Here is a 22,008-nt window from a genome sequence, read left to right on the forward strand (position 1 = left end):
GTCTTGCGCGCTGGTCAGTCCTGCGCGATGGTCAGTCTTGTTCGTGGCCAAAGGAGGTATCGGGGGTGGTGACGGGCACTGCGCCGCCCACGTGGGAGTCCAGCACCAGGCGGTGCTCCATGCGGTCCTTTTTGGTCTGCAGGTACCGGATGTTCTGGTCGCGGGACGGAACCTCGGTGGGGACCATCTCCACAACCTTGACACCGGCGTTGGCAAGCCTGTTCTGCTTGTCCGGGTTGTTGCTCAGGAGCCGCACTTCATGCAGTCCCATCTCCGCCAATACCTGGGCGGCCGCCTTGTAGCAGCGGGCGTCCACCGGCAGGCCCAGCTGTTCGTTGGCCTCCACAGTATCGAAGCCGGCCTCCTGCAGCGCATAGGCCTTGATCTTGTTGGCGAGCCCGATCCCCCGGCCTTCCTGGCCGCGCAGGTACAGTAAGGTTCCGCCTTCCTGGCGGATCATTTCCAGCGCATAAGCCAACTGCTCCCCGCAGTCGCAGCGGTAGGAACCGAAGACATCTCCCGTGAGGCACTCGGAGTGCAGCCGGACCAGAGGGGCTTTGCCGTCCTTGGGCGGGTTGGGGGAACTGACGGCCAGGTGCTCAGCACCGGTCACCAGGTCGATCCACGCCTGGGCGATAAAGTCGCCAAAAGCCGTGGGCAGCTGCACGATCGGACCGCCGCTGACGGGATGGGGCACCCGGCCGTTGCCCGATTCTGCCTGGTGGTGGCCGTTGGCAGACGCTGTTGCGTGGTGGCCGTTTCCTGGATCGGGCAGGTGGTGGCCGTTCCCCGAAGCTCCGGAAGCCGTCATCGTATCTCCTCTTCTCCGCCCTGGCGTCCTGCCCGGGCGTTGCCGTCGGCCGATGTGCCCGCTGCCTCGAGGTAGGCCACAAGGTCTGCAATGGAGATCAGGGGGCATCCGTGTTCAGCAGCGAAGGCACGGAGCCCGTCCAACCGCATCATTTCACCGTCGTCGTAGACGACTTCGGCAATGACAGCCGCAGCTTCCAGGCCGGCCAGGCGGCACAGGTCGACTGCGGCCTCGGTGTGGCCAGGACGTTCCCGCACACCACCATCAACCGCACGCAGCGGAAAAATATGCCCGGGACGGGTCACGGAGGACGGTCCGGACTGCGGATCCGCCAAGACCCTGGCCGTGAGGGCCCGGTCGGTCGCGGAAATTCCGGTGCTGACGCCGGTTGCGGCGTCACAGGACACCGTATAGGCCGTGCCTTTGGCATCCTCATTGACTTCAACCATGGGAGGAAGCGCCATCGCGTCGGCGCGGTCGCCGGACAGCGGGACGCAGATGACGCCGGAACTGTACCGGATGGTCCAGCCCATCAACGCCGGGGTGGCGTGCTGGGCGGCGAAGATGATGTCGCCCTCATTCTCCCGGTCCTCGTTGTCCACCACCAGGACAGGCCTGCCGGCCGCCATGGCCCGGACTGCTTCCTCGATGGTGTCCAAACCGGCGTCAATCCCGGTCTGGCTGCTGGAGACGGCAGCGGGAGCCACCTCAGGCTCGATTCGGACTGCGGCGTTCATGGTGTTCCTCCGTCAACAGCTGCGGGAGCCAGGGTGCTGAACGCCAGCAGGCGCTCGGTGTACTTGGCCAGGACGTCCACTTCCAGGTTCACCCGGCTGCCGGTGCTTTTGGCGCCAAGGCCGGTCTCGGCAAGCGTGGTGGGGATGAGCCCCACCTCGAACCAGGGGCTCTGTTCAGCCGCAGCGCTGACGGCCGTGACCGTGAGAGAGACGCCGTCGATGGCGATGGATCCCTTTTCCGCGATGTAGCGGGCCAGGTTGGCAGGGACGCCGAAGCGGAGCCTCTCCCAGTTGCCAAGGGGCTCGCGTTCCAGCAGTACGCCCACGCCGTCCACGTGGCCCTGCACAACGTGCCCGTCCAGCCTTCCGCCCGCCGGGACGCAACGCTCAAGGTTGACGGCGTCGCCGGCAGCCAGCTCGCCGATGGTGCTGCGGACGAGGGTCTCCCCCATCACGTCCACGCTGAAGTCCTTGCCGTCTATTTCAGTGGCGGTAAGGCAAACGCCGTTGACGGCGATGGAGCCGCCCAGGGCGAGGCCTTCGGTGCTGCGGGGGGCGTGCAGCCGCACCGTGGCGCTGGCATCCCCGTCCCGCTCGACGGACAAAACGTGCCCTTGCTCGGCAATAATTCCGGTAAACATCAGTAGCCTCCCTGGGCTTGCTCCGCGGTGGCGCGGGACGGTTGTTGGTCTAGGGCAACGGTGCGTTGCGGTCGGAGGTGGAGCCGGAGGTCCCGGCCCAGCGTTCGGACTGAGCCGCCGTCGGACGGGTCCCACTCCCAGTGCTGCGCATCAGCGAGGGTGGCGATTCCCAGGCCGGTGAGGGCGGGGGTTCCGGAGCCAAGCAGCGTGGGAGCCAGGTAGACAATGAGTTCGTCAACGAGCCCGGCCGCGAGGAACGCGCTGAGTATGCTGGAGCCGCCCTCAACCATCAGGTGGCGAATGCCGGAACCGTAGAGGGTGGACAGCGCCTCCTGGGGGTCGCGGGTCTTCAGGTGCATTGCCAGTCCGTCGCTCCCGTGGATGGCGGCGTCTGCCGGGATGTCCCGCAGTCCCATCACGGCCCGCAGGGGCTGCTTCGGGGCCGGCGTTCCTGCGGCGTCGCGGGCCGTAAGGCGTGGGTTGTCCACCAGTACCGTCTGGGTTCCCACGAGGATGGCATCGATGCGTCCGCGGATTGCGTGGTTGTCTGCCAGGGACTCGGGGCTGGAAATCCACTGGCTGGTGCCGTCCTCCGCCGCGATCCGGCTGTCCAGTGTCTGTGCGATGTGCAGGGTGACGAAGGGGCGTTTTGCGGCAACTGCCTCGAACCAGTGGCGGTTCAGGTCCAGCGCTTCGCCCGCGCCCAGCCCGCTGCGTACGCGTACGCCGGCTTCCCGAAGGGTGGCGGCACCGCCCGCGGCCGGGTCATGGGGATCGTCCACCGCGTAGACCACGTCCGTTATGCCGGCGGCGATGATCGCCCGGGCGCAGGGACCGGTGCGGCCCACATGGTTGCAGGGCTCCAAGGTCACCAGCATGGTGCATCCGGAAAGATCGATCCCTGCGGCAGCGGCCTGCGCAATGGCGTCTGCCTCGGCGTGGGCGGTTCCTGCGCCGCGGTGGAAACCAGTCACGAGTTCGCGGCCTTCGGAATCGACGACGACGGCGCCCACCAGGGGATTCGCACCACGGGGACCGTTGAGGGCAGCCTCGAGGGCGATGTCCATCGCGGCGGTCTCGGCGGCGGTAAAGGCTGTGACAACTTCCGCCGTCATGCTGGAGCCTCGATGGTTGTGCTGCCGGACATGGCGGCAGCAGGACTTATGGCGTTTAAGAGCCATCGCAGCAGGTTCATAGTGCTTGTGTCGTTCCTTCCCTCTAGAACCGCGATGGCTCCGGGGGTATACGACAGCAGAAGGCCGCGGCGTCGGGTGACGCCGCAGAAACAGCTGTACGTGCTTCTCTCATCCAGACTTTAACTGTCGGTACCGGAATTTCACCGGTTCAACCGTCCGCCGGGATTTCCCAAAGGAAAACCACCGGCTCGCGGGTCGCGGACTGTCACCGCCGGTTCGGACTTACACCGACCCCGGAGCACGTATGTGTCTTGCTATTGTGCCATAACGGCGTAAGGCTCCCGGCTATTCCGCCGCGGAACGTAACTTTTGGCTGCCTGCCTCGCGCAGCCGGTCGATGGCCGCTGCGGGATCCTCCGCACCGTACACGGCCGAGCCCGCGACGAAGACGTTGGCGCCCGCCTCCGCAGCACGGGTGATGGTGTCTTCGGTGATGCCGCCGTCGACCTGGATGGCCACGCCGATCCCCGAGCCGTCGATCGCTTTCCTGGCACGGCGGATTTTTGGCAGGGTCACGTCCAGGAACGCCTGGCCGCCGAATCCAGGCTCCACCGTCATGATGAGCAGCATGTCCAGCTCGGAGAGCATGTCCAGGTACGGCTCCACGGGAGTTCCGGGACGGAGGGCCATACCGGCCTTCGCACCCCTGGCGCGGAGCTCGCGGGCCAGCTTGATGGGCGCAATGGCAGCCTCGGCGTGGAAGGTGACCGATGCCAGGCCCGCGTCAGCAAAACCGGGTGCCCAACGGTCGGCGTCGGCAATCATCAGATGCGCGTCAAGGGGAACCGGGCTCACGGCCTGGATCCGCTGCACCACCGGCAGCCCGAGGGTGAGGTTGGGCACGAAGTGATTGTCCATCACGTCCACGTGCACTGCGTCCGCATTGCTGATGCGCTGCAGCTCAGCTTCGAGGTTGACGAAATCGGCAGACAGGATGCTCGGGTTGATGCAGCATTGCGTCACAGGGGGAACCTTTCACGGGTCACGGGCTGTTTTACAGGTCAGGGCTTCTTACGGATCAGGGCAAGGAACATAGCGTCAGTGCCGTGGACGTGGGGCCACAGTTGGGCGGTCGACTCATGCCCGGCACCAAGGCTTCCCGTGAGGCTTACGCTGTCCAGTGCCTGGCCGGCCTCGAGCAGTTCAAGGTCGTCCCGTTTGCGGAGCGCATCAGTGACCACGGCCGTGGTTTCGGCCGGGTGGGGTGAGCAGGTCACGTAGGCAACCACTCCCCCCGGCCGTACTGCTGCCAGGGCGGACTTGAGGAGGTCGCGCTGAAGCTGCCCGAGATCTGCGAGGTCTTTGGGCGTGCGGCGCCAGCGGGACTCCGGGCGCCGACGGAGCGCGCCCAGCCCGCTGCAGGGAACGTCTACGAGAACACGGTCGAAGAATTCAGGCTTCTCCGTGCCTACCTCGCGGCCGTCCCCGGTGCGGACCTGCCAGGTTTCCCGCGGCACAGCCGAAAGTGCCTGGCTCACCAGTTTGGCCCGGTGCGGCGCAGGTTCATTGGCCAGCAGTGTCGCGCCCCTCTGGCTGGCCAGCGCACCCAGCAGTGCCGCCTTTCCGCCCGGCCCCGCGCACAGGTCAAGCCAGGCCTCGGCAGCGCTTCCGGCGGAACCTGCCCTCTCAGCGCCTTCGGCTCCCGCTCCGGCTTGAGGTCCGCCGAGGTCTACCGCGGCCATGGCGCGTGCCACGAGCTGCGAGCCGACGTCCTGCACCCGGGTGCTGCCCTCCCGTACCGAGGCAAGCCGGCCCAGGTCCCCGCCGCTGGACAGCGCCGAGCCTTCCACCAGCTCACCGGGGGTGGCCCCGTTTTCCAAGGCCTCGTCCAGGCTTCCGATACCGGGCAGGGCCACCAGGTTGACCACGGGCGCGGCGTTGTCCGCTTCCAGGAGATCGAGAATTTCTGACGCTGGGCGGCCATGTGCCACGAGGGACTGGCGCATGGCGCGGACAATCCACTCGGGATGGGCGTAGCGGAGGGAGGCCACCTTGGTCTCGTCCGTTTCCCCGGCGACCAGCTCCTCCAGCCACTCCTCGAGGGTGTGCGCGGCGACCTTCCGGAGGACAGCGTTGATGAGGGCAGACGGTCCTGCTCCGATCACTGCTCGGGCCAAGCCAACGGTCTGGTCCAGTGCGGCATGTGCCGGGACCCGCATGGCCAGCAGTTGATGCGCTCCGATCCGAAGGGCGTCGAGGATGGCCGGGTCCAGTTGGTCCAGGGGCCGGTCGACGCAGCGGACCAGGATGGCGTCGTAGGTGCCCTGGCCGCGGAGGGCGCCGTAGCTGAGCTCAGTGGCAAAACCGGCGTCCCGCTTGTCCAGGCCGTGGTGCCTGATCCGTGCCGGCAGCACCAGGTTGGCGTAGGCGTCCTCGGCAGCGACAGCCCGAAGGACTTCGAACGCGACCAGCCGGGCGGGATCCGCCCTGCGCGTGCGCTGGGAAGGGGCGTTATCGGTGAAGCTGCGCTGGGGGCCGCGGTTCCGTTCCCTGCCCTTGGCGTTTCGGGTGCTGGAATCGCGGGGTCCGCCGTTCCCGCGGCCGCCGCCGGTTCCGCCACCTCTTCCGCGCTGACCGCCTCCTGAGCTTCCGCTCCCGCTCCCAGCACTGCCGCGACCGCCTTGATTGCCGCCGGAACCGCTCATTCGAAAACCACGCTTTCAAGGGAAGCCATGCCGCGTGCCCAATCAGCAGCGGCCATCATCTTTTTGCCCGCAGGCTGAATCCGGGTCAGCTCCACGCCGTGCGAGCCGGTTCCCACGAGCACACTTTTGCCTTGCACGCAGAGGGACCCGGGCGCCAATCCGGAAACATCGGGCCGCAGCCGGACGGGCTCCAGCTTGATGCGCTGGCCGTCCAACACTGTCCACGCTCCAGGTTCGGGAGTGACGCCCCGGGCCTGCCGGCCGATAGCCAGGGCCGGATGTTTCCAGTCGAGGCGGCCGTCGTCCAGGGTCAGCTTGGCGGCGTGGGAAACCTCGCCCGTCTGCGGGAGCGCGGCCGCCTTGCCGGCGTCAATGGCCGAAAGTGTCTGGGCCAGGAGCACCGCTCCGCTGTGGGACAGCCGTTCCAGCAGTTCGCCTGCAGTATCGTCCGGCCCCACCGATTCGGTCAGGGTTCCGAAGACGGGACCGGTGTCCAGGCCTTCCTCCAGCTGGAACGTGACGGCCCCGGTGACGTCGTCGCCGGCCATCACTGCCCGCTGCACCGGCGCTGCGCCGCGCCATGCCGGAAGGAGGGAAAAGTGCAGGTTGATCCAACCGTGCCGCGGAATCCTGAGGGCGGGCGGGGGCACCAGCCCGCCGTAAGCAACAATTGCGGCCACGTCCGGGTTAGCCGCTGAGATCCTGCCGATGGCCTCCGCATCGATGCGGGACGCGTGAATGACTTCGATCCCCAGCTCGGCTGCCCGAGCGGCAACCGGAGAGGGAGTGAGAACGTGCTTCCGGCCGATGGGCGCGTCAGGCCTCGTCAGCACCGCAACTACATCGAATCCTGCTTCAACGAGCGCACTGAGTGACGGGACGGCGACGGCGGGAGTGCCCGCGAACAGGACCCTCACCCGTGGGCACCCGACGCGCCGGCACCGAAGCTCCCGCCGGAAGTGGCACCGCCGAAACTTGAGCCGCCAAAACTTGAGCCGACTGTCTTGGCACGCTTCGCCGTCGTCCGTTCCGTGACGGAGTCATAGTTGGCGTTGCGGATGGAACGCAGGGCAGCCTTGCGGTCCTCCCCCTCCAGCCGGTCCGTGTAGAGGATTCCGTCCAGGTGGTCATTCTCGTGCTGGAAGCAGCGCGCCAGCATCCCCTCGCCCTCGACGGTGACCGGGTTGCCGTGCATGTCTACGCCGGAAACGCGGGTGGCACGGAAACGCCGCACCGGGAAACCGAGACCGGGAATGGACAGGCAGCCTTCCACGTGGTCTGGCTGGAAATCCTCGCTGTTCTCCAGCACGGGGTTGATGATGTGCCCTTCCACACCGCCGATGCGGTAGGTAAAGACACGCTTGCTCACGCCGATCTGGGGCGCGGCGAGGCCGGCACCGTCCACGTCTTCCATGGTCTCGGTCATATCCGCCACCAGCTTGGCCAGCTCAGGCCCGAATTCCGTCACAGGATCGGCAACTGTGCGGAGCACAGGATCGCCGATGATGCGGATATTCAGAATAGCCATGCGCTGTTTTTCCTTACGATTAGGCGGCAAAGGGAACCAATCCAGTTTAGGCGCAGACGAAACGCCAGGCAGTTTCGTTCCTCCGCACTCACGCGGGCTGTACCTGCGCGAGCGGCGGCGGGGCAATGGGCAACAGTGCGGTCCCTGCGGAAATGGTGTCCGCTGACAGCTCCCACACGCGCCGCAAGGCGCAGAACTTCCACCAGTGGTGCTTGAGGACTTCAGGGTTGGCACGGACCGGACGGACCTCGGTTTCCCCAATGGCCACAGCCAACAGGACAGGGTTTTCGCCGTACTTCCACGGTTCCCAGGTCCCCGCTTCGTGGTCCACCAGGCTTTCTTCCGCCTTCATGCCGGCCACCAGCTGCATCACCACTTTGTCGTCCAGCGGCTTGACCAGGCCGTCGCGGGTGGTGCCCTTGGTCTTGTAGTCGATCAGGCAAACCCGCCCGTTGATCCGGGCTACCAGGTCAAGTGTGCCCGCGTACCCCACCGCGTTATTCCAGACGGTGATCTCAGGGGCAATGGGTTCCACCCGGAAGAGCTCCCACCATTCATCGAAGCGGACGGCAAATGCTTCCTCGCCGTTGGAAGCGAGGGCCCCGCGGGCTGCCTTCATGGCGTGCGGCCGGCCGAGGGCGCGCAGGGCCACCTGCTCGCAGTAATAGTGGACGCGGTCCCCCCGCTTGGCGGCCTCGTCCCGGTATGTCTCCGCAGCCTTGGCTGCGCGGTTGACGGCCTGCTTGATTTTGGCCGGGCTGCCCAGGCAGTCCGCGAGCATCGGATCTTTTGCCAGGCTGCTGGCCCCCATATATCCGAACCAGCCGTCAAGCCCGTGCGGCTGCTGGCCGATCACCGTGGTGATGGACGGCACGGAGAAATGCTCAGAGGTGGACCGGGCGTACATCCGCCCGTATTCCGTGGCGTGGGCAAGAAGTGGAGCAGTCATAACAAAGACTCTTTCACAAGGGGCTGACAGAATGTCCGGGCGCACAAAAAAGGTCCGTTTCCGCTGCGGATGAGCGGAAACGGACCAATATGCGGTGGGCGATACTGGGTTCGAACCAGTGACCTCTTCGGTGTGAACGAAGCGCGCTACCACTGCGCCAATCGCCCTGATGCATTTGAATGTTAGCCGACCTTGGAGCCATTTCGGAAATCGGCGTCAGCCGGCAGCAAAGGGGTCAGCAAACATGCACCGGGACACGGCAACGGGAGCAGACGCGGCCAGGGTGTCCCTGTCACGGCCCCCACGCAAACCAGGACCATTGGACCGAAAGCAGCCTGACGCCGTCGGAAATTACACGCGTGTAACTCCCGCTAATCCGCGCCATTGCAGGGAAGCAGCGCCACTGCGCATTCACAATCGCTGGCCGATTTGGAGAATCCCGGAACCTCCTATATTGTTTTTACTCGTTGGAAAGCGAGGAAATGCCGGGAACGGCAGCGAATCAGCCCTCCAAGATGCGGACGTAGCTCAGCTGGTAGAGCACCACCTTGCCAAGGTGGATGTCGCGAGTTCGAATCTCGTCGTCCGCTCGCAGGACACTGTCACGGCAAAGGTTCATAAGAATCGGCGCTTACACGGTGGGTTGGCCGAGAGGCGAGGCAGCGGCCTGCAAAGCCGTATACACGGGTTCGAATCCCGTACCCACCTCGGTGAAAACCATGGTTTCCGGTTTGTTCCGGATAAACATGGGCGATTGGCGCAGCGGTAGCGCGCTTCCCTGACACGGAAGAGGTCACTGGTTCGATCCCAGTATCGCCCACCAAGCAAGGACACTTGCTTCATGCAGTACTGTTGGCCCCGGCCGGAACGTACTTCATATGCGGACGTAGCTCAGCTGGTAGAGCACCACCTTGCCAAGGTGGATGTCGCGAGTTCGAATCTCGTCGTCCGCTCTCTTACTTCTTACAATCCCATAAGCCGGTCTTCCGGTTGCGGGCGATTGGCGCAGCGGTAGCGCGCTTCCCTGACACGGAAGAGGTCACTGGTTCGATCCCAGTATCGCCCACATGCAGCAGCTCCCCGGAGCTGCTTTTTTCTTGCCCGTTTCCGGCCTCTGCTCCAGCATCCGCTGCAGGCGAACGCCCAAAGCCCCTCATTTCCTTGGCACGTGTCGCCGGCAGGGCTAGGATCTTAGGCGGAGGAGCGACCTGGCTCCGCGATTGAAGGGAGGTGCTCGTGGGACTGATTGGCGACCTAAAGGGCAAGGCTCAGGGTCTTATCCGCGGCAACGAGCAGGCCATCAAGAACGGCATCAGCAAGGCCGGCGATTTCGTTGACACCAAGACCGGTGGCAAGTACTCCGGCCACGTCGACAAGATCCAGCATGGCGCTTCCAAGCTCATTGACCAGAACGGAACTCCGGGCCAGGCACCTGCCCCCGGGCAGGTTCCGCCGGTCAACCCGGTTCCGCCGGTTGACAAGGCTCCGTAACAGGATTTGGCCAGGGTTTCGCCCTAGTACGTCAACGGGGTGCGGGTCCCGCCGTGAGGCGGCGCCCGCACCTTTGGCGTTTAAGACGCCGCCGCGCGCCCTTTAGCAACGGACGACGACGGGGCGCCCCGCTTCGAGGTCGGGCTAGGACGGCTCGTGGTTCTGTCCCTCGCGCGCAAGGGCCGTGAGGCGGGAGACAGCGCGGAAGTACTTCTTCATGTAGCCGCCCGTCATCATTTCCTCCGTGAACAACTTGTCGAAGGGAACTCCGCTCGCAAGGATCGGCACGTCCTTGTCGTAGAGCCGGTCAGCCAGCACCACGAACCGAAGTGCCACCGCCTGTTCGGTGATGGTGTCCACGTTGCGCCACACCACACCGTCAATGCCGTCGATCAGTTGCCGGTAGCGGCTGGGGTGCACGCCTGCGAGGTGGTGGATCAGGGTGGCGAACTCGTCCTGGGCGACGGTCTTGCCGTCAAACTCCGCTTTCATGTGGGACGACAGTTCGCTGTTCTTCAAGGGCGATGGTGCGGCCGGCAGTCCGCGGTGGCGGAAGTCCTCGCCGTCGATCCGTATAACGTCGAACTGGTCTGCAAGGACCTGGATCTCGCGCTGGAAATCCACCGCGGCGAACCTGCCGTCACCCAGTGAGCCCGGCAGGGTATTTGAGGTGGCAGCCAGCTTTACGCCGGCATCAGCCAGTTCGCGCATCAAGCGCGACATCAGCACCGTGTCGCCCGGATCATCCAGCTCGAATTCGTCAATGCACACGAGCTTGTAATGGCTCAGTGCATCCACCGTTTTCCGGAAGGACAGTGCGCCCACCAAGTTTGTGTACTCCACAAAAGTGCCGAAGGCCTTGGGCCCGGGCGCCGCGTGCCACAGCGAGGCCAGCAGGTGGGTTTTGCCGACGCCGAACCCGCCGTCCAGGTAGATGCCCGCGCGGGAGGTGTCCTTCTTCCCGAACAGTTTCTTGAACAGGCCTCCGCCGTCCCCGGCTCCGACGCCTGCGGCAAATCCCTCCAGTGCCCGGACGGCGTGGGCCTGGCTGGGCTGCTTGGGATCCGGGCGGTAACTCGCAAAGGAGACCTTGCCAAAGCGCGGCGAGGGAAAGAAACCCTTGAGGAGCTCATCCACCGATACTGACGGAGTTCGGGCGGCAAGCTGTTCGATCTGTACCAAGGTGGTCCGTTCTGCTGGTGGTTGGTCCCCAGAAAGGATACCGGCTACGAACCCCCGCCCCGGGTGGCGCGGACGCCAGGCCGCGGCGGGTGATGAAGACCACATTTCGTCCTGTTAACGGAAACCGGACATCATCCATGGCGGTGGCTAGGGTGGAAGGAGGTCCCCATGCCGGTCCCGCGGATCAGCCGTGTTCTCGATGAAAGGCAAAGATATGTCCTACCCAGTTGAACAAAACGAGAAGTTCGCCGCCTACGCCCACCCGGAGCGCCTGGTTTCCACCGAGTGGCTTGCTGCAGCCATTAACAACGGCGCAGTGGCCAGCGGCCAGCTGATAGTGGTGGAGTCTGACGAAGACGTCCTCCTGTATGAAACCGGACACATCCCCGGCGCGGTAAAAATCGACTGGCACACCGATCTGAACGACGAAGTCACCCGCGACTACGTGGATGGCGCTGCGTTCGCCGAACTGGCAGCGTCGAAGGGCATCTCCCGGGCCAGCACGGTGGTCATCTACGGGGACAAGTCCAACTGGTGGGCTGCCTACGCGCTGTGGGTCTTCACCCTCTTCGGCCACCAGGACGTGCGGCTGCTCGACGGCGGCCGGGACAAGTGGATTGCCGAGGGCAGGGAGCTCACCACGGACAAGCCGGCACCGGCCAGGGGTGACTACCCCGTCGTCGAGCGCGACGATGCTCCGATCCGTGCCTTCAAGGAAGACGTCCTGGCCCACCTGGGCAAGCCGCTCATCGATGTCCGCTCCCCCGAGGAATACACCGGCCAGCGCACCCACATGCCCGCCTACCCCGAGGAAGGTGCGCTGCGCGGCGGCCACATCCCCACTGCTGCATCAATCCCCTGGGCGCGGGCCGCCGCGCCCGATGGAACCTACCGGAGCCGCGAGGAACTCGAAGCCCTCTACCTCGGTGAGGCGGGCCTGAGCGAAGGCGACGACGTTGTGGCGTACTGCCGCATCGGTGAGCGTTCCAGCCACACCTGGTTCGCCCTGAAGTACCTCCTCGGCTTCGATTCCGTCCGCAACTACGACGGATCGTGGACGGAATGGGGCAACGCCGTGCGGGTTCCCATCGTCAAGGGCGCGGAACGCGGTTCCTTTCCCGTTGCCGTCGGAGTCTGACGAGGCCTGACCAGCAGTACCTGCGTAGACTTGGAATGATGACTACTCAAGCATTGCCTTCGGCCCTTGCGGCCATCGTGGACGACTTCCAGGCCCTGACGGAGCCCGAGCGGCTCCAGCTGCTGCTCGAGTTCTCGCAGGGGCTCCCTGACCTGCCCGAACGGCTCAAGGACCACCCCGAGCTGCTCGAACAGGTGGTGGAGTGCCAGTCCCCGCTGTTCCTCACCATCGAAACGGACAAGGGCGACAGCCCGGCCGGCGCAGTTCGGCTCTTCTTCAAGGCACCCCCGGAGGCCCCCACCACGCGCGGTTTCGCCGGCGTGCTGCATGAGGGCCTGGACGGGCTGTCCGCTGAGGAGATCCTTTCGGTGCCCGACGACATGCCTGAACTGCTGGGCCTTACCCGCGCCATCACGCCACTGCGGATGAGGGGAATGACGGCCATGCTGGGGAGGATCAAGCGCAAGGTTGCGGCCTCGTCCGCCGTGCGCTCCTAGCCACGCAAAGCGTCAATGGCACGCAACAACGCATCACAGGGAACTCCGGCCACTGCCGTACTGGCGGCGGCCGGAGTTCCCTTTGTGCTGCACCCCTACAATCACGATCCCTCGGCGGCCAGCTACGGCGCGGAGGCTGCCGAGGTCCTGGGTATCCATCCCTCGAAGGTCTTCAAGACGCTGATGGTCGAGGTGGAAGGCAGGCTGGCGGTGGGCATCGTACCCGTCAGCGGAACGCTGGACCTTAAGGCCTTCGCGGCAGCACTGGGAGCCAAAAAAGCGTCGATGGCAGATCCTGCTGCTGCCCAGAGGCGTACCGGATACGTGCTGGGCGGCATCTCCCCGCTGGGCCAGCGGCTCCCTTCCCCCACTGTGCTGGACCGCAGCGCACTGTCGTTGGAGACGCTGCTGGTTTCGGGAGGCAAGCGCGGCCTGGACATAGAACTCGCCCCTGCCGACCTCATCCGCCTCACCGACGCCCTCACCGCTCCCATCAGCTCGCTGTCCGCCTCGTAGGACCGCACCGAAGGGCACGGGCCGGCACAGACAGCCTTCCCGCAGCAGGCCTATAATCGTTGCACCGGCGGTTCACTGCAGAAGCAGCGACGGCACTGGAAGGTCGCGGTCACCGTGGTCAGAAATCCATTCAAACACTCCCCGCAGGAAGCCGGCGGGGACACCAAAAACAGCCATCATCACTCTTCCTGGCTCCGGCGCGAAGATGCCGCGATTAGCCACGGAAAGAGCAGCCTCTTTTTCATCGCCCACGAAAATCCGTCACCGCCCTCGGTGACGTGCCTTCAAGGACACGAGATCCTGCCGGGAGAAAGCACCTGCAGCCAGGGTCACCCGATCGGCTGACACCACGTCACTGCCTGGTCCAGCCCGTCAGCAGGCCCGCGGCGCGTGCAGCCGCACCTTCATTCCCCCGGACGGTCCTGGGAACTACTGAGCCGATCCTCCGGCGCTGCAGCGTCGGTTCCCTGCCGGATCCCGCCGGGATTCAGCCGGGGCGCCAGCTGCTGCCGCAACCACGCCTTCACCACGCTCTCCCACCGTTCGGGATCAACATTCCATTCCTTGGTGTGCCGGGCATGGTTGAAGGCCTCGAAGGTGACTATTTCCGGGTTCCGCTCGGCCAGGAGCGCTGAGGGCTTGTACGGCACGTACTCGTCGTCCACGCTGTGGATGATCAGGGTGGGAGTCCGCAGTTCCACGGCACGGGCCACCCAGTCCATCACCTTGAGGTCCACGGGAGCGGACAGTCCCGTGAGCCGCCGCCCCAGCGGGTGTCCCAGCATGAGCTGCGCGTAGCGCCCCACCAGCGACGGGATCCTGTTCAACTGGGCATGGTGGGCGAGGACCGTCACCCAGTCGATGACCGGCGCATCCAGCACCATGGCCCGGATGAGGTTCCGGTAGCGCGACAAGTCGGCAGCCTGCAAGGATATGGCACCGCCCATTGACCAGCCGAACAGCACGATTTCCTCGGCTCCGTTGGCCAAGGCGTATTCAATGGCTGCTTCGATGTCGCGCCACTCGGTAGAGCCCAGGCCGTACCGCCCGTCATCTGCCGACGGCGCAAGTCCGTCGTTGCGGTAGGACACCAGGAGACTGGTCAGTCCAAGTTCAAGGGCAGGTCCGACGGCGCGCAGGGCCTCCTGCCTGCTGGCTCCGCGTCCGTGCACCATCACCGCCCAGGTCCGTGCCGTGCCGCCGGCGCGGACCAGCCAGGCGGGCGCCTGGCCCCGGTCCACGTCGATCAACACGTCCTCTGCAGGGATTCCGGCGGCGGCCGGGTCCGGGTAGACGGCGCCGCTCCACCAGCCCCAGCGCGCTTGGCTAAGGTCCCCCGAGTAAACAGCTTCGACCTCCCGCGCCACCGTCCGTTCAGCGGGAGAATAGGAGACGATGCGGCCGATCCGCGCGTGCCCCTTTCCGCCGTCGAAAAAGAATCCGTACACCCCGTCCACGGTGGTGTCGTCATTGGCCGCAAGGATCACCTGTTGCCGGTGGCCGTCCCGGATCACAGCCAGGACTTCCTGGTCAGCCGTGCGATGCCGGGCGGGGGTGATAACGCGGCGGGCAAAATAGACAGCCAGCGCCGACGACCCGGTGGCCAGCAGCCCGGTCAGGGCGCCGCCGCCGATGGCCCCGCCGATGGCCCATTTCGCGCGAAGGGACAACCCGGCACCCGGATCCTGGATCGGCGGGACTGAAGCAGGGCGGGTGCGCTGGAAAAGTGCCATGGAACTATTCTTACCGCCCAGGCACCGCGAGGCCGTATTTCCCGCGGCCGGGTGGGGAATGCCCTTGCACTCGAAGGAGTGCAGCGCACCCAACGCCGGACTAGGCTAAGGCCATGAGTGATCCCATCGTCATCCTGACCGAAGAACCTTTGGGGGCGGACGACCGCCTGAACATCGAGCGCCTGGTGGACGGAGCAGATACCCGGCTCGTGGTGCTGGTCCCGGCGAACACAGAGCGGCATCTGCTGGTGGACTTCCTTGAGAACCTTTCCTTACTGGACATCGCGAAGGCGTTCCGGGAGCTGACAACCCATGCTCCGGATCCGGCGACAGAGCGGGCGCAGGCGGCGGAAACCCTTGCGGTCTCGCTGGCGGCGCTGGCCGGACTCGGTGCGGGCGTCAGCGGAGAGGTGGTGGACGGCGGGGCGGTGCAGGGCCTGGTGTCCAAGGTCAAGGAGACCGGCGCTTCGCAGGCCGTGGTGATCACTAGGCCGCACGCAGTGGCAGACACCTTCCACACCGATTGGGCCAACAAGGCCCAGGACCAATTGGGTCTCCCCGTCCTGCACCTGTACGCAGGTTCGGGATTTATCGGCGACTCCTGAGCGTTGTCAAGGCTATGAGCATCTTCGGAAACAACATCCTGGGTAACAGTATTTTCGGAAACAAGGCTGCGGATCCTGCCCCTGAGGCGCCCGAGGCCGAACCGGCCGTCCAAAAAACCGACGCCGAGTGGCGGGAGGAGCTGACGCCGGAGGAATACCACGTGCTCCGGCAGTCCGGGACCGAGCGGCCCTACACGGGCGAATACTGGGACACCCACACAGCGGGGGTCTATCATTGCCGGGCCTGCGGCACGGAACTGTTCACCAGCAACGAGAAGTTCGATTCGCACTGCGGCTGGCCCTCTTTCTGGGCCCCGCTCGCTGACGGTACCGTGCGGTACATCCACGACCGGACGCTGGGAATGGAGCGGGTGGAGGTCCGGTGCGCCACCTGTGATTCCCACCTGGGACACGTGTTCGGCGGCGAGGGGTACGGAACGCCCACTGACCAGCGCTACTGCATCAACTCCGTATCCCTCAAGCTCGTTCCGCGCCAGGACCCGCAGGCCAGTGCGCCGGATGCTGACGCCTGAGAGTCCGGGAACGCTGGAGCTACCAGCAGTTCAAGGCACGTGGAGCATTAGTCTTTCTTAGGCTAAAGCTCTTTTGAGATTAGTCGTGCTGGTTGCTTGCTACGCTCGCGGTAGATGGCAAGCACCCAGAAAGGCAGCCGACGATGACCGAAACATTGATCACCGCTCCGACCGGAATAACCGCGGACAACCAGGACTGGCTCCGGCTCAAAGCTGCGGCCTCCTCCATCCAGTCCTTGCAGGTGAAAGACGGCTCTATTCCCGACGCCGGCGCCCACGACGAAGCATCCCGGTACGTGGCCGAAATTGTCGAAGCCGTCCGCGCCCTCGTCCCGGCCTTTCCGCATGACGGCCCCTACCTGGACGCCGTCTGTGCAGACCTCGCCGCCTGGGAAACCAACGGCTTCACCGTCCCCGACTTCCTGTCGTCGCTCCTGGCCTTCCAGCCGCAGGAACTGCGCCGGGACGGCCTCCAGCACCTGGTGGTCTTTCCGATGTACACGCAGAACGGCAGCAGCAACCGGCTGGTCGAGGCAGTCCTGATCGAGGTGATCTGGCCGGAGTTCATCGCCGGGCTGGAGGCCGGGGAATATTCAAACAAGCTGTTCGTCCCCATCCGCTTCCTGGACTTCACCGCCGGCTACGACACCAACTCCGCCGTGCTGTTCCCCGAGACGGTTGCCGTCAGGGAAACCCCCACCTTCACGTGGGGAGCCATCTTCGCTGACCGCGAGGCCGCCCGGTTCCGCCGCGTGCTGAAGGCAGCTGCCGAAACCACCCGCCTGGAACTTCCCGAAGGCGCGGCGGAACTCCTCGCGGACCAGGACCTGACGGAGGCCACGTTTGTGATGTGGGACCTCATCCACGACCGGACGCACATGCGCGGCGACCTGCCGTTCGATCCGTTTATGATCAAGCAGCGGATGCCCTTCTTCCTGTACTCCCTCGAAGAGCTGCGCTGCGACCTGACAGCCTTCCGCGAGTCCGTACGCATCGAAAAGGACGAGGACGCCGACCCGGAAGCCCGCCGCCACGCCAAGCTGGTGCAGTACGCCATCATCTTCGACCGGATTTTCCGCTTCGCCATCACGGGCAGCCGGGTCCGCAACTATGACGGACTGGGCGGCCAGCTCCTGTTCGCCTGGCTGCACCAGCAGCACGTCCTCCACTGGACCGATACCCGGCTCACCATCGACTGGGACGAAGTAGCTGACGCCGTTATCGCCCTGGGTGCAAGCATTGATGACCTGTACTGGCGGTCCATCGACCGGCCGAAAACCGCGCACTGGCTGGCCGCTTACCAGCTGATCTCCGCTACCCTTACTCCCAACCCGGCTTCTACCTGGGCCAAGGGTCCCGACGCGCTGGCCCTGGCTGGTCCCCCGCGCGGCCTGACGGACCAGGTGCTGGATGACGAATTCCCGCTGTCAATGTTCTACGAAGCACTGGAGAAGAAGATGCGTCCTGTCATTGAGTCAACTGCTGGAATCACCGGAGCATCTGCCCTGTGACCGAAGAACCGGTGACCGAGGAATCAGTGCCTGGGGCAGCGGGGACTTCGGCGTCAAGGCTGAACATCCTGGTGACCGGCGGCAGCGGAGCCTCAGGCATCGCTGTCGCCCGGGCCCTCCGTGGGGCCGGGCATCGGGTATTCACCGTCGGGTCGGACCAGGCACGGATCGAAGCCGCGGCTAAAGAAGCCGGCGACGGCGTCACGGGCCTTGCGTGCGACCTGGCCCAACTGGAGGACGTGCGGCAGCTGCGGGCGGACGTGTCTGCGGCTGCCGGGGACCATCGACGGCGTCATCCACCTGGTGGGGGGCTGGCGCGGCGCCAAAGGCATCGCCGACCAGACCGACGAGGACTGGGACTTCCTGGAACGCGGCGCCATCACCACGCTGCGGAACGTGTCCCGCACCTTCTTCGACGATATTGCCGGATCGCGCTGCGGCCGGTTTGCGATGGTTTCCTCAACTGCCGTGGACAAGCCAACGGCCGCCACGGCCAGCTACGTTGCCGCCAAGGCAGCGGCCGAAGCGTGGACCATGGCGATGGCGGACGGCTTCCACCGGGGCAACAACGGCGGGACCAACAGCGCAGGGGAGGCGGCCGCCGTCGTGCTGGTGGTCAAGGCCCTCGTGGACGATGCGATGCGACGGGACCATCCGGAACGGAAATTCCCCGGCGCAACTGACGTCGAAGACCTGGCTCGCGCCGTCGTGGGACTTTTTGATACCGAGGCCAGCGGGCTGAACGGCAGCCGGCTCCTGCTGGCGCCCTGACTGTCCCGTTCGTGACTGTCCGGTGTCCGGACAGTATCTAGACTGAAAGCGTGAGCAAAGCCATGACAACAACATCAGAGACTGCCGCCGGAACCCGGCTGCACGATCCCACTATCCGTGGATTCGCCTCGGACAATTACTCGGGCGTCCACCCGGAGGTCCTCGCGGCCTTGGCTGCGGCCAACGATGGCCACCAGGTCTCCTACGGCGAGGATGACTACACCGCCCGGCTGCAGGAACTGATGGAGGAACATTTCGGGACGGGCATCGAGTGCTTTCCCGTGTTCAACGGCACCGGTGCCAACGTCCTGTCGCTGCAGTCGCTGCTCCCCCGCTGGGGCGCCGTGGTGTGCGCCTCCACTGCCCACATCAACATGGACGAAAACGGCGCGCCGGAACGCATCGGCGGCATCAAGCTCCTGCACGTCCCCACACCGGACGGCAAGCTTACGCCCCAACTGATCGACCGGGAGGCCTGGGGCTGGGGCGACGAACACCGCGCCCAGCCGCTCGCCGTCTCCATTACCCAGACCACCGAGCTCGGAACCTGCTACACGCCTGAGGAGGTGCGGGCCATCGCGGACCACGCACACGCCAAAGGCATGAAGCTCCACATGGACGGGGCCCGGCTGGCCAATGCCGCAGCACATCTCCAGGTCCCGCTGCGGGCGTTTACCCGCGACGCCGGCGTGGACATCCTTTCCTTCGGCGGCACCAAGAACGGGCTGCTGTTCGGCGAAGTGGTGGTGGCGCTGAACCCGGAGGCGGCGCACGGGCTGGTGTACCTGCGGAAGATGAACATGCAGCTCGCGTCCAAGATGCGTTTTATGTCGGCCCAGTTCATCGCCCTCCTCGAAGGCGACCTCTGGCTGCGGTCCGCCTCCCACGCCAACGCCATGGCCACCCGGCTCCGCACCGCCGTCGACACCATTGACGGTGTGCAGCCGACGCAGAAAACAGAGTCCAACGGCGTCTTTGCCATCCTGCCCGCGGGGGTGGCGGACAGGCTGCGGAACTCCTTCCGCTTCTACGACTGGAACGAGGCCGCCGGGGAAGTCCGGTGGATGTGTTCCTTCGACACCACCGAGGAGGACATCGATGCCTTTGTGGCAGCAATCCGCCATGAGCTTCGTACATTTGGAAGCGGACAGTCCAGCTAGACGGTGCCTGATGACGGCGAGCCTTCCCGCTGTCACCGGCCCGGTTGCGTAACCTGCGAAGGTGAACGCACTTGACAAGGTTCCCCCGGAATTTCTCCACGCCTTGGGAACCCTCAGGAAAGCCCAGTGCCGCGCGGAACTCCACCTCGCGGAGATTCCCGCGCCGGCCCGCCTCGCGCCGTTCGCCGTAGCGCTGGGCGCGGAGGTTCTGGCACCGGGGCCCGGCACCGCCATTACTCCCCTGCACGGCCCCGCCGCTATGGCGTTGGCTGCCGCGTCAGGAACAGCGGACGACGACGAAACCGAGTTGGCAACGGGCCGCTTCATCCTGCTCCACGACCCTGAGGGCTCCGCGGTGTGGGACGGGGAGTTCCGCATCGTCACCTACATCCGTGCCCAGCTGGAGCCGGAGATGGGCAACGACGAGATGCTGGGAACAGTGGCGTGGACCTGGCTCGTGGAGGCGCTCGAGAACCACAAAGCCCCTTACCGCGCAGCCGGCGGCACGGCCACCCGGGTCCTTTCGGAAAGCTTCGGGACGCTTGCGGAACGGCCCGGCTCCATCGACATCGAGCTCCGCGCGTCCTGGACTCCGGCAACCTCAGACGTGACCGCCCACCTTGAAGCCTGGTCCGACATGGTGTGCACCTTCGCAGGCCTGCCGCCCCTCCCCGACGGCGTCACCCCGCTCCCGAACCGGCGCCGGAGCTAGCAGCATGGCTAGCAGCGTGGCTGGCGGCCGGCCCGGCGCGGCCCGGAAGGCAGTCCGTTACCGGCCGGCCGGTAAACTAAGGGCATCATGACCCCTAACATTCCGGAAAACACCACGGCCGGCGTTCCGGCTGCTGATACCGCACCCCACATCACGGTGGAAGGCTTTGACAGCCCCATCCCCGAAATCATTGAGCTCGATTCGCCCCGCGAAGGCGTTCCGCTGGTCATCGAAACGCAGGCCGGGTTGGAGCGGTGCGCGGCTGCAATCGCCGCAGGCACCGGGCCGGCCGGAGTGGACGCTGAACGGGCCTCCGGCTTCCGCTACGGACAGCGTGCCTTCCTGGTCCAGATCCGCCGGGAAGGGGCGGGGACGTGGCTGATCGATCCTGAGCCCTTCGAGAACCTGGACATCATCAACGATGCCCTGCGCGGCGTCGAGTGGATCCTGCATGCGGCCAGCCAGGACCTGCCCTGCCTGTCCGAACTGGGCATGTGGCCGGACAGGCTTTTTGACACTGAGCTGGCAGCCCGCCTGGCAGGCCTGCCGAGGGTTGGCCTGGCTGCCGTTATTGAGCAGCTCCTGGGGTTCGGGCTGGCCAAGGAACACTCGGCCGCTGACTGGTCCACCCGGCCCCTTCCCGAGCCGTGGCTGCGCTACGCCGCCCTGGATGTTGAGGTCCTGACGGAGCTGCGGGAAGAACTCATTGAACTCCTGGAAGCTGACGGCAAGCTCGAGTACGCGGAGCAGGAGTTCGCGGCCATCCTGGACGCCGGGCTCGCCCCGCCGCGGGTTGACCCGTGGCGGAAAACGTCCGGCCTTCACCAGATCCGCGACCGTCGGCAACTGGCGGCTGTCCGGGAGCTGTGGCTCGAACGGGATTCCCTGGCACAGAAGCGGGATGTTGCCCCGGGAAGGCTGATTCCGGATTCGGCTTTGGTGGCGGCGGCGAAGGCAATGCCGTCCACCGTTCCGCAACTGCTCGGCACCAAGGGCTTTCACGGGCGGGCTGCGCAGCGCGAGGCTCCCCGGTGGCTGCGCTGCATCGCGGCCGCCCGGGACCTGGAGGATCTTCCGCCGCTGCACCTGGCCACCAACGCCCCGCCCCCTCCGCGCGTGTGGGCCGACCGTGACCCGGAGGCCGCGGCCCGGCTGGCCACCGCCCGACCGCTGCTGCAGGAAAAGGCCGATCAGCTGAACCTCCCGCTGGAGAACCTGCTGACCCCCGACTACCTGCGGCGTGTGGCGTGGCGGCCACCTGCTGAAATCAGCGAATCAGCAGTGGGTGCGGAACTTCGTATGCTCGGCGCACGGCAATGGCAGGTGGAACTAGCGGCGCCCCTCATCACGGACGCGTTCCTCAACCCACAGCCGCTGCCGCCAAAGGAACCCAAGCCTGACGCAGCAGCATCCGGACAGTAAGGCCACGGGCGATCACAGGTTCGCAGAACGGAATCCCTGACGCTCTCTCATCTGATGCATGGTTATTGACAACGCTCGCTCACCTTCTTCTGGCAAGTGCGAGAGCGTTTTCCCAAAAGGTGCAGTATGTGAGAGAGCGTCCCCCTTATCCCGGCCTTGCCACCTAAGTTACTCGCGAGTAACATCGGAAGTATTGCCGTTCAGCTGCCTGCCCGCCCTGCGGCAGGTGC

At 65.6% G+C, this 22,008-nt stretch carries 22 protein-coding genes, 6 tRNA genes, 1 pseudogene and 1 riboswitch; of the genes and pseudogenes, 16 read left to right on the forward strand and 13 right to left on the reverse strand.

Features of this window, described 5'->3' with window-relative positions; translation table 11 throughout:
* Positions 1 to 31: 31 nt before the first annotated feature.
* The 10 genes from ribA to QFZ70_RS10150 form a co-directional block, all read right to left on the reverse strand.
* The gene (gene ribA / locus QFZ70_RS10105) at positions 32 to 811 is read right to left on the reverse strand and encodes a GTP cyclohydrolase II (RefSeq protein WP_307095329.1); all 780 of its coding nucleotides are present in this window, start codon (positions 809 to 811) and stop codon (positions 32 to 34) included.
* On the reverse strand, positions 808 to 1,548 hold the full coding sequence (ribB, locus tag QFZ70_RS10110; protein ID WP_307095331.1) for a 3,4-dihydroxy-2-butanone-4-phosphate synthase: 741 nt from the start codon (positions 1,546 to 1,548) through the stop codon (positions 808 to 810). Before ribB ends, ribA begins: the two co-directional genes overlap by 4 nt.
* Positions 1,545 to 2,189 (reverse strand): riboflavin synthase, encoded by a 645-nt coding sequence (locus tag QFZ70_RS10115; RefSeq protein ID WP_307095332.1) that lies wholly within the window; start codon positions 2,187 to 2,189, stop codon positions 1,545 to 1,547. The genes ribB and QFZ70_RS10115 overlap by 4 nt, the downstream gene beginning before the upstream one ends.
* On the reverse strand, positions 2,189 to 3,304 hold the full coding sequence (ribD, locus tag QFZ70_RS10120) for a bifunctional diaminohydroxyphosphoribosylaminopyrimidine deaminase/5-amino-6-(5-phosphoribosylamino)uracil reductase RibD (protein ID WP_307095334.1): 1,116 nt from the start codon (positions 3,302 to 3,304) through the stop codon (positions 2,189 to 2,191). The genes QFZ70_RS10115 and ribD overlap by 1 nt, the downstream gene beginning before the upstream one ends.
* A 176-nt stretch (positions 3,305 to 3,480) precedes the next feature.
* Positions 3,481 to 3,631, reverse strand: a riboswitch (FMN riboswitch).
* A 39-nt stretch (positions 3,632 to 3,670) separates the two neighbouring features.
* Entirely contained in the window at positions 3,671 to 4,348 is a 678-nt protein-coding gene (gene rpe / locus QFZ70_RS10125) for a ribulose-phosphate 3-epimerase (RefSeq protein ID WP_307095336.1), read from the reverse strand.
* Between the two features lie 38 nt (positions 4,349 to 4,386).
* Complete coding sequence (locus QFZ70_RS10130) at positions 4,387 to 6,030, reverse strand: RsmB/NOP family class I SAM-dependent RNA methyltransferase (RefSeq protein ID WP_307095338.1); 1,644 nt, start codon at positions 6,028 to 6,030, stop codon at positions 4,387 to 4,389.
* Positions 6,027 to 6,947: a methionyl-tRNA formyltransferase gene (fmt, locus tag QFZ70_RS10135; RefSeq protein WP_307095339.1), complete on the reverse strand. Its 921-nt coding sequence runs from the start codon at positions 6,945 to 6,947 to the stop codon at positions 6,027 to 6,029. Before fmt ends, QFZ70_RS10130 begins: the two co-directional genes overlap by 4 nt.
* Positions 6,944 to 7,558, reverse strand: a complete 615-nt coding sequence (gene def / locus QFZ70_RS10140; RefSeq protein ID WP_307095340.1) for a peptide deformylase — start codon at positions 7,556 to 7,558, stop codon at positions 6,944 to 6,946. Before def ends, fmt begins: the two co-directional genes overlap by 4 nt.
* Positions 7,559 to 7,646: 88 nt before the next feature.
* Complete coding sequence (locus tag QFZ70_RS10145; RefSeq protein ID WP_307095342.1) at positions 7,647 to 8,507, reverse strand: cytochrome; 861 nt, start codon at positions 8,505 to 8,507, stop codon at positions 7,647 to 7,649.
* A 95-nt stretch (positions 8,508 to 8,602) separates the two neighbouring features.
* A tRNA-Val gene (locus QFZ70_RS10150) sits at positions 8,603 to 8,674 on the reverse strand.
* A gap of 350 nt (positions 8,675 to 9,024) precedes the next feature.
* Here QFZ70_RS10150 and QFZ70_RS10155 point away from each other — a divergent pair.
* The 6 genes from QFZ70_RS10155 (at position 9,025) to QFZ70_RS10180 (ending at position 9,998) form a co-directional block, all read left to right on the forward strand.
* A tRNA-Gly gene (locus tag QFZ70_RS10155) sits at positions 9,025 to 9,097 on the forward strand.
* Between the two features lie 47 nt (positions 9,098 to 9,144).
* A tRNA-Cys gene (locus tag QFZ70_RS10160) sits at positions 9,145 to 9,215 on the forward strand.
* 40 nt (positions 9,216 to 9,255) lie between these two features.
* Positions 9,256 to 9,330 (forward strand) — tRNA-Val (locus QFZ70_RS10165).
* A 57-nt stretch (positions 9,331 to 9,387) separates the two neighbouring features.
* A tRNA-Gly gene (locus tag QFZ70_RS10170) sits at positions 9,388 to 9,460 on the forward strand.
* Positions 9,461 to 9,501: 41 nt separating this feature from the next.
* A tRNA-Val gene (locus tag QFZ70_RS10175) sits at positions 9,502 to 9,573 on the forward strand.
* 170 nt (positions 9,574 to 9,743) lie between these two features.
* Complete coding sequence (locus QFZ70_RS10180; protein WP_307095343.1) at positions 9,744 to 9,998, forward strand: antitoxin; 255 nt, start codon at positions 9,744 to 9,746, stop codon at positions 9,996 to 9,998.
* 144 nt (positions 9,999 to 10,142) lie between these two features.
* On the opposite strand, the gene zapE is transcribed toward QFZ70_RS10180, so the two are convergent.
* The gene (zapE, locus tag QFZ70_RS10185) at positions 10,143 to 11,180 is read right to left on the reverse strand and encodes a cell division protein ZapE (protein ID WP_307095345.1); all 1,038 of its coding nucleotides are present in this window, start codon (positions 11,178 to 11,180) and stop codon (positions 10,143 to 10,145) included.
* 214 nt (positions 11,181 to 11,394) lie between these two features.
* Between zapE and QFZ70_RS10190 the strand changes: the two genes are divergently transcribed.
* From QFZ70_RS10190 to ybaK, 3 genes are read left to right on the forward strand one after another with little or no spacing between them, the layout of a single operon-like run.
* On the forward strand, positions 11,395 to 12,318 hold the full coding sequence (locus tag QFZ70_RS10190) for a sulfurtransferase (protein WP_307095347.1): 924 nt from the start codon (positions 11,395 to 11,397) through the stop codon (positions 12,316 to 12,318).
* A gap of 38 nt (positions 12,319 to 12,356) precedes the next feature.
* On the forward strand, positions 12,357 to 12,815 hold the full coding sequence (locus QFZ70_RS10195; RefSeq protein WP_307095348.1) for a SufE family protein: 459 nt from the start codon (positions 12,357 to 12,359) through the stop codon (positions 12,813 to 12,815).
* Between the two features lie 15 nt (positions 12,816 to 12,830).
* Positions 12,831 to 13,331, forward strand: a complete 501-nt coding sequence (gene ybaK / locus QFZ70_RS10200) for a Cys-tRNA(Pro) deacylase (RefSeq protein ID WP_307095350.1) — start codon at positions 12,831 to 12,833, stop codon at positions 13,329 to 13,331.
* A gap of 72 nt (positions 13,332 to 13,403) precedes the next feature.
* On the opposite strand, the gene QFZ70_RS10205 is transcribed toward ybaK, so the two are convergent.
* Positions 13,404 to 13,583, reverse strand: a complete 180-nt coding sequence (locus QFZ70_RS10205) for a hypothetical protein (RefSeq protein ID WP_307095351.1) — start codon at positions 13,581 to 13,583, stop codon at positions 13,404 to 13,406.
* 152 nt (positions 13,584 to 13,735) lie between these two features.
* Positions 13,736 to 15,064 carry a S9 family peptidase gene (locus QFZ70_RS10210; protein WP_307095353.1) on the reverse strand — a complete coding sequence of 443 codons (1,329 nt, stop codon included), beginning with the start codon at positions 15,062 to 15,064 and terminating at the stop codon, positions 13,736 to 13,738.
* Positions 15,065 to 15,177: 113 nt separating this feature from the next.
* Between QFZ70_RS10210 and QFZ70_RS10215 the strand changes: the two genes are divergently transcribed.
* The 7 genes and pseudogenes from QFZ70_RS10215 (at position 15,178) to QFZ70_RS10245 (ending at position 21,778) form a co-directional block, all read left to right on the forward strand.
* Entirely contained in the window at positions 15,178 to 15,669 is a 492-nt protein-coding gene (locus tag QFZ70_RS10215; RefSeq protein WP_307095355.1) for a hypothetical protein, read from the forward strand.
* A 14-nt stretch (positions 15,670 to 15,683) separates the two neighbouring features.
* Complete coding sequence (msrB, locus tag QFZ70_RS10220) at positions 15,684 to 16,202, forward strand: peptide-methionine (R)-S-oxide reductase MsrB (RefSeq protein ID WP_307095356.1); 519 nt, start codon at positions 15,684 to 15,686, stop codon at positions 16,200 to 16,202.
* 143 nt (positions 16,203 to 16,345) lie between these two features.
* Entirely contained in the window at positions 16,346 to 17,713 is a 1,368-nt protein-coding gene (locus QFZ70_RS10225; RefSeq protein WP_307095358.1) for a DUF6421 family protein, read from the forward strand.
* Between the two features lie 11 nt (positions 17,714 to 17,724).
* Positions 17,725 to 18,484 (forward strand): annotated as a pseudogene (locus QFZ70_RS10230) (SDR family oxidoreductase).
* Positions 18,485 to 18,546: 62 nt separating this feature from the next.
* A complete protein-coding gene (locus QFZ70_RS10235; protein WP_307097849.1) occupies positions 18,547 to 19,644 on the forward strand; it encodes a low specificity L-threonine aldolase in 1,098 nt (365 codons plus the stop codon).
* 61 nt (positions 19,645 to 19,705) lie between these two features.
* Positions 19,706 to 20,356 carry a DUF3000 domain-containing protein gene (locus tag QFZ70_RS10240; RefSeq protein ID WP_307095359.1) on the forward strand — a complete coding sequence of 217 codons (651 nt, stop codon included), beginning with the start codon at positions 19,706 to 19,708 and terminating at the stop codon, positions 20,354 to 20,356.
* 87 nt (positions 20,357 to 20,443) lie between these two features.
* A complete protein-coding gene (locus tag QFZ70_RS10245; RefSeq protein ID WP_307095360.1) occupies positions 20,444 to 21,778 on the forward strand; it encodes an HRDC domain-containing protein in 1,335 nt (444 codons plus the stop codon).
* Positions 21,779 to 22,008 lie beyond the last annotated feature (230 nt).

It is taken from the genome of Arthrobacter sp. V1I9 (assembly GCF_030817075.1).
GTDB lineage: Bacteria > Actinomycetota > Actinomycetes > Actinomycetales > Micrococcaceae > Arthrobacter.